A 6,538-nucleotide genomic window follows, 5' to 3' on the forward strand; every position below is an offset into this window, starting at 1 on the left:
TCAGCGCCCCCGCAACCAGCCCGCCGGCGTGCCCCCACACGCTCACGTCCGAGGCGACGAGCGTGTACACCACGTTGCCCACGAGGAGGATGAGGGCGGGGCGGGGGTCGACGTGGCGTCGATAGGCGATGGCGACGAACACCGCCATGAGGGCGTAGAGCGCGCCCGACGCCCCCGCGGTCGGGGTGAGGAACGCGAACTGGAGCACCGCGGCGGAGGACCCCAGGATCCCCGCCGCGTACGCCACCGCGTAGGGGCCGCTGCCCACGGCGCGCTCGACCTCGGTGCCGATCACGGCGAGCATGAGCATGTTGAGCACGAGGTGCGTGGCGCTTAAGTGCACGAACCCGGCTGTGAGCGCGCGCACGAGCCCCGCGCCCTGCGTCTCCGGCCCCCACAGCACGAGCTCGGCGCCCACCGAATCCCACACCACGCTGTCCAGCGAGCGCGACTGCACCGCCATCACCGCGTACACGATCGCGCACAGCGCGGTGATGGACACGCTCACGGGCGCGCCGCGGAAGAACTGCTGAGCAATCTTCTGCATGTCAGGCCTCCAAATACAAAAGTGCCCCCGCTGCACTGAGCGGGGGCAAGGGTCGAAGCGGTCTTACTCGGAGACCTCGACGGACTTGATGACGACGTCCTCGACCGGGCGGTCCATGCGGCCGGTCTGCACGTTCGCCAGCTCGTCGACGACCTTGCGCGAAGCCTCGTCGGTGACCTCGCCGAAGATGGTGTGGCGGTTGTTCAGCCACGGGGTCTCGGCGACGGTGATGAAGAACTGGGAGCCGTTGGTGCCCGGGCCGGCATTCGCCATGGCGAGCAGGTACGGGCGGTCGAAGGTGAGCTCCGGGTGGAACTCGTCGGCGAAGTTGAAGCCCGGGCCGCCGGTGCCGGTGCCGGTCGGGTCGCCGCCCTGGATCATGAAGCCGGGGATGATGCGGTGGAAGATCGCGCCGTCGTAGAACGGGCCCTCGTTGGAGCCGGAGGCGTTGGCCGCCGAGTACTCCTGGGTGCCCTTGGCCAGGCCGGTGATGATCTCCACGGTCTTCGGCGCGTGGTTGCCAAACAGGTCAATCACGATGTCGCCGTGGTTGGTGTGCAGGGTCATCGTCTGCGTTTTATCAGTCATGGGTCCCAGGATACGCATTTTCGCGCGCGGGTGGCGGAGGGTGGCACACGAAAGCGACCCGGGGTGCGTTCCCACACCACCGGGTCGCGTGTTCGGCGCGGCGCCTACTTCAGGCCAGCGACGACCTCATCGCGCGCGGCGACCAGGTTGCGCAGCGACGGCTCGACCTCGGCGTAGCCGCGGGTCTTCAGGCCGCAGTCGGGGTTGACCCAGAGGCGCTCGGTCGGCACGTTCTCGAGCGCGGCGCGCAGCAGCCCGGCGATCTCCTCCTGCGACGGGACGCGCGGGGAGTGGATGTCCCACACGCCCGGGCCGATCTCGGAGTGGAAGGACTCGTCGAGGTCCTCGAGCAGCTCCATCTTGGAGCGCGCCGCCTCGATGGAGGTGACGTCGGCGTCGAGGGCAGCGACGGCGTCGATGATCTGCCCGAACTCGGAGTAGCAGAGGTGGGTGTGGATCTGGGTTGCAGGCTGCGCCTCCAGGGCGACCAGGCGGAACGCGCGGACGGCCCAGTCGAGGTAGGCGGCGCGCTCGTCGGCGCGCAGCGGCAGGAGCTCGCGCAGGGCGGGCTCGTCGATCTGGATGACCTTGACGCCGGCGTTCTCGAGGTCGCGGACTTCGTCGGCAAGCGCGAGCGCGATCTGATCGGCGGAGACGGCGAGCGGGACGTCGTCGCGCTTAAAGCTCCAGGCCAGGATGGTGACCGGGCCGGTGAGCATGCCCTTGACCGGCTTGTCGGACAGCGACTGCGCGTACTTCGCCCACTCGACCGTCATCGCGGCGGCGCGGGAAACGTCGCCGACGACGATCGGCGGACGGGTGCAGCGGGAGCCGTAGGACTGGACCCAGCCGTTCTCGGTGACAACGAAGCCGTCGAGCAGCTCTGCGAAGTATTGCACCATGTCGTTGCGCTCGGCCTCGCCGTGGACGAGCACGTCGACGCCGATCTCTTCCTGCAGCTCGATGACGTTTTTGATCTCGGTGCGCAGCGCCTCCTGGTATGCGGCGTCGTCGAGCTCGCCCGCCTTGTGGTCGGCGCGCGCCTTGCGGATCTCCGGGGTCTGCGGGAACGAGCCGATCGTGGTCGTGGGCAGGGTCGGCAGGCCGAGCGACTCGCGCTGCGCGGCCTGGCGCGCGGAGAACTCCGGCTGGCGCTGCACGGCTCCCTCGGGGAGCGCCTGCACACGCTTCTCGACGCCCGCGTTGTGGATCTTCTCGCTCTCAGCCCTCGTCCGGACCGCACGATCCGACTGGGCGAACGCCTCCTCGGCGGCCTCGGGGCCGGCGACGAGCGCCTGGATCTCGGCGACCTTCTCGTCGGCAAACGACAGCCAGGTCGCGACGTCCACGGGCAGGTTCTTCTCCGCCTTCAGGGTGTGCGGCACGTGCTGCAGCGAGGTGGACGTGGAGACCGAGACGGCGTCGCGGCCGGCGGCCACGGCCTCGAGGACCTCGGTGCGCTCGCGCAGGTTCGCGGCCCACACGTTGCGGCCGTCGACCAGGCCCGCGACCAGGTGGGTCTCCGCCGGGATCGCCTTGGCCACGCGCTGCGGGTAGTCGGCGTCCTGGTCAAGGGTCCACGGCGCCAGGTCCACGTGCAGCGCCTCGGGGGCGAGCTCCGCCAGGACCGGCAGCGCCTCGCGGGTCGCGCCGTACGGGGTGGTCAGGTACACGGCCGGGCGGTTCTCGGCGCCGAGGAGTGTCGTGTACGCCTCGCGCAGGTGCTGCGCCAGCTCCGCGTCCGGGGTGGACAGGTCGGCGACCAGGGCGGGCTCCGCCAGCTGGACCCACTCGGCACCGGCGTCCTTGAGGGCTGCGAGGACGGTGGCGTAGGCGTCGATAAGCGAAGGCAACAGCGACCACTCGGCCGGCTTGGACAGGGCGATCAGGGTGACGGGGCCGACCAGGAACGGGCGGACCGTGTGGCCGGCCTCTTTGGCCTCCTCGAAGATGCGCACGATGCGCTCCGCGGCGGGCGCGATGTCCTGGCCAGCGGCGATCTCCGGCACCAGGTAGTGGTAGTTGGTGTCGAACCACTTGGTCATCTCGAGCGGGACGCGGGTGTCGTTGCCGCGGGCGAGGGCGAACTCCTCGTCCAGGTCGGTGCCGCCCGGGATCAGGCCGACGGTCAGCGCCGTCTCCAGGACCTGGTCGTAGTAGGCCACGTCGGCGGCGATGGCGTAATCCTCGGTCAGCCCGAGGTCGCGCAGGTGGTTGTAATTGTCAATGCGCAGCGCGTGCGTCGTGGAGCGGAACGTGTCCGCGTCGATGCGGCCCGCCCAGTAGCTCTCCAGCGCGCGCTTCAGCTCGCGGTTCGCGCCGATGCGCGGGTAGCCCTCGATTGTGGCCTTGGGGAACGGTGACGAGGATGACACAGTAGGTCCTTTCCATGGAAACGGGTGGGTCGGGTAATTCGGGTTTATTGGGGTGAGTGGTCTGCCCGCTGCGGGATCCCGATGCGGGACAACAGGTCCTGGGTCACAGCGAGGTTGTTGTGCGTGTACACGTGCAGGCCGCCGGTGCCGGCGTCCAGGATGGTGTTGGCGAGCCGCGCGGACATCTGCATGCCCAGCTCGTACTCCTCCTCCGGCGTCGTGGCCTGCGCGAGCGTACGAGCCACGCACTCCGGCACCTCGATGCCGGAGAGCTCGCCCATCCGCTGCACACGCTTCAGGCTGGTCATGGGCATAATGCCGGGGATGAGCGGGATGCGGACCCCGGCGAGTCGGGCCACCTCAACAAAGTCGAGGTAGTCCTGCGCGTTGAAAAACAGCTGCGTGATGGCGAAATCCGCGCCCAGCCGCTGCTTGGACAGCAGCACGTCCAGGTCTTCGTCGAAGTTCTTGGACTCCGCGTGCCCCGACGGGTAGCACGCCACCGACAGCGCCAGCTTGCCGGCGGCCAGGCGGAACGCCTCCTCGTCCTCCACGTCCTGGATCAGGTTGAGCAGGTCCGTGGCGTGCTGGAGGTGGTCCGCTGGCATGCCGGTCTCGGGCAGGTCGCCCCGGAGGGCGAGGAAGCCGCGGACGCCGGCGTCGATGAGCGCGCGAATCCACGTGACCAGCTCCTCGCGCGTGCCCGCGGTGCAGGCGAGGTGCGCGATCGGGCGCAGGTTGGTCGTTTCGGCGACGCGCGCGATGAGCGCGGCCGTGCCGGTGAGCCAGTCGCTGCGCCGTGAGCTGGTCACGGAGACGTAGTCGGGGCGGTAGGCCGCGAGGCCGGCGATGAGCTCGTCGAGTTTGCCCTCGTCCGCGCCGTGGCGGGGCGGGATCAGCTCGAAGCTCAGGGCGGTGCGCGTGCGCCGCCGCTGCTGCGTGGTGTCCTCGCCGACGCGGTCGATCGGCGCGGAGGCAGACAGCCGCGTCGGTGCAAAAGTGCCGCGCATTGGTTTCCGCCTTTCTCTGTGTTGGGGCCGTTTTTCAACGGTGTCCAAGAATCTAGGGGCCGGTTTTTCGGGGCACAACGAGGGGGCGCATCCGGGCAGGCCACGCGCGTTAAATTCGTGAATATTAATCGCAGAAATGAACAGCTTGGTATGTTTTTGCGTAACGCTTGGTCCGGGCGTGCGCGGCGGCGGTTTGGGTAGCCTTGGGACAAACCGACCTCGACCCCCTACACAGAGGAGCGACAATGAACACGCAAATTTTCCAGGTCCTGCTCACCGGCATCTCCGACACCGTGAAGTACCTGCGCGGGCAGGACGAGAAGAAGAAGCGCGAGCTGTACGATTCGCTCGTTGACACGCTGAAGAACAACAACATCGACTCCCTGCACGATCTTGCGGACAAGGAGCAGCTCGAGGAGCTTTACGACGCCGCCCGTACCCAAGCCGGCGACGTCACCCGCGCCGCCCACAAGCGCTTGGACCGTCGCCGCGCCGCCTTCAACGCCGCGCTGCCGGCCCGCGAGGAGCAACGCAAGGCTTGGAAGGCCGAGGCGAAGCAGCACAAGAAGAAGGCCAAGGGCAACGGCGGCAAGATCGCGGCCGGCATCTTCGGCCTCGCGGCGCTCGCCGGCGCCGGCTGGGCGTGCTGGCAGTTCTGGCTCAAGGACAAGCTTAACGACGCCCCCGAGCCCGCCACCCAGCCGCGCACCAGCACCGGCGAGGCGAAGCTGGTCTACTCCACCACCACGGAGGACGACCTGCACGCCGAGGAGAGCACCGGCGTGTACTCCCCTGACACCGCCACCGACGCGCACGCGAAAGACTCCGCCGGCTCGACTGGCTCGACCGTGTTGACCACCAGCCTCGACGACACCCGCGACCACACCGAGGGCACCGGCGAGGGCCTGTCCACCCTGGACACCCTCGAGGACGACCAGCGCAAGGCCACCCGCGGCACCTCCACCCACAAGAGCCGCCACGCGCTGCGCGAGGACTAAAGGCGCGGGTCGCCGCGCCTGACCACGTGGACGTCGACGCCGCCAAACAGGCTGAAGCAGCGCACCACGATCTCGGGCGCGGACTCCGGCAGGTCCGCCGGGTCGACCACGCCGGGCGCCAGTCGCATGTCGTGGCCGCCGAAGAGCCCGACCCCGTTGACGCGCACGCGGAAGCCCTCGGGCACGTAAACGTCGACACCGCCGAAGACGCCGACCGCATTGATGGTGGTCACCGGCTGCGCCAACTGCGCACCGCGCAGGTCAATGTCCACGCCGCCGAAGACGCCCACCGCCGTGTGCGTGGCCGCAATGGCGTCGCCGCGGACTTTCGACCCGCCGAACACGCCGAGCGAGACGCTCCGACCGCGCTCGACCGCCTGCACCTGTGCGAGCGCAGCCTCAACAGGCGGGGCGAGCTCGGCGCCCGGGATCTGCGCCGGCTCGCGGTGGCCGAAGAGGCGGTTCTGGGGGTCATCGACAAGGTCGGCGATGAGGGCCACGAGGTCGTCGCGAGTCGTGGCCGCCTCGCACTTCGAGGAACGCTCCTCGAACTCGTTCACGTCAATCTGCCCCTGGCCAAGCGCAGTGGACAGGACCTCGGCCGTGCGGTTGCGGTCGTCGTGGTTACACCGAATGCTCATACCTTGATGCTAACACCCGGCGCCGTCTTCTGCGACCATTTTCGCAGGCAGGCATACGTATTGGCGCCAGGGTCACTGGCGCTGACTCGAAAGCGACGGCACGCTACCCGTCATCCGGCGGGTCCGGGCTACGAAACGGTGCCCGCGCGGCGTGATCCACCCCAGTCGGTGTGACCCGACCCGACGGCGAGACCCACACAATCCGCCCACCACGACGCTGCGTCCGCCCACGCGACGGCCGACCCGCCTGATAATTGTGATACCGACACAACCACCCCAAATTCCCCACCTCAGTCTCACCCCCATGCTGATGCTCCACCATATGATGCGCATCGCACTGTGACGCCGGCACATCACAATCCTTCCACGTACACGTAAG

The 6,538-nt window shown here is 68.7% G+C and carries 6 protein-coding genes; 1 reads left to right on the forward strand and 5 read right to left on the reverse strand.

Translation table 11 applies throughout. The annotated features are described in order from the left end of the window. From EAW56_RS10760 to EAW56_RS10775, 4 genes are all read right to left on the reverse strand, one after another. Positions 1-547 (reverse strand): rhomboid family intramembrane serine protease (locus tag EAW56_RS10760; protein ID WP_147453291.1); only part of this gene is annotated, 547 nt, incomplete at its 3' end. Positions 548-610: 63 nt separating this feature from the next. Further along, complete coding sequence (locus EAW56_RS10765) at positions 611-1,135, reverse strand: peptidylprolyl isomerase (RefSeq protein ID WP_095537976.1); 525 nt, start codon at positions 1,133-1,135, stop codon at positions 611-613. A 104-nt stretch (positions 1,136-1,239) separates the two neighbouring features. After that, positions 1,240-3,510 (reverse strand): 5-methyltetrahydropteroyltriglutamate--homocysteine S-methyltransferase, encoded by a 2,271-nt coding sequence (metE, locus tag EAW56_RS10770; RefSeq protein WP_122086521.1) that lies wholly within the window; start codon positions 3,508-3,510, stop codon positions 1,240-1,242. A 44-nt stretch (positions 3,511-3,554) separates the two neighbouring features. Then, positions 3,555-4,520 (reverse strand): methylenetetrahydrofolate reductase, encoded by a 966-nt coding sequence (locus EAW56_RS10775; protein WP_122086523.1) that lies wholly within the window; start codon positions 4,518-4,520, stop codon positions 3,555-3,557. Between the two features lie 245 nt (positions 4,521-4,765). Between EAW56_RS10775 and EAW56_RS10780 the strand changes: the two genes are divergently transcribed. Then, positions 4,766-5,518, forward strand: coding sequence for a hypothetical protein (locus EAW56_RS10780; RefSeq protein ID WP_122086524.1), 753 nt, complete (start codon positions 4,766-4,768; stop codon positions 5,516-5,518). On the opposite strand, the gene EAW56_RS10785 is transcribed toward EAW56_RS10780, so the two are convergent. Further along, entirely contained in the window at positions 5,515-6,159 is a 645-nt protein-coding gene (locus tag EAW56_RS10785; protein WP_122086526.1) for a DUF1707 SHOCT-like domain-containing protein, read from the reverse strand. The two genes, EAW56_RS10780 and EAW56_RS10785, sit on opposite strands and share 4 nt — an antisense overlap. Positions 6,160-6,538 lie beyond the last annotated feature (379 nt).

This window comes from Corynebacterium gottingense, assembly GCF_003693265.1.
In the GTDB taxonomy this organism is placed as follows: Bacteria; Actinomycetota; Actinomycetes; order Mycobacteriales; family Mycobacteriaceae; genus Corynebacterium; species Corynebacterium gottingense.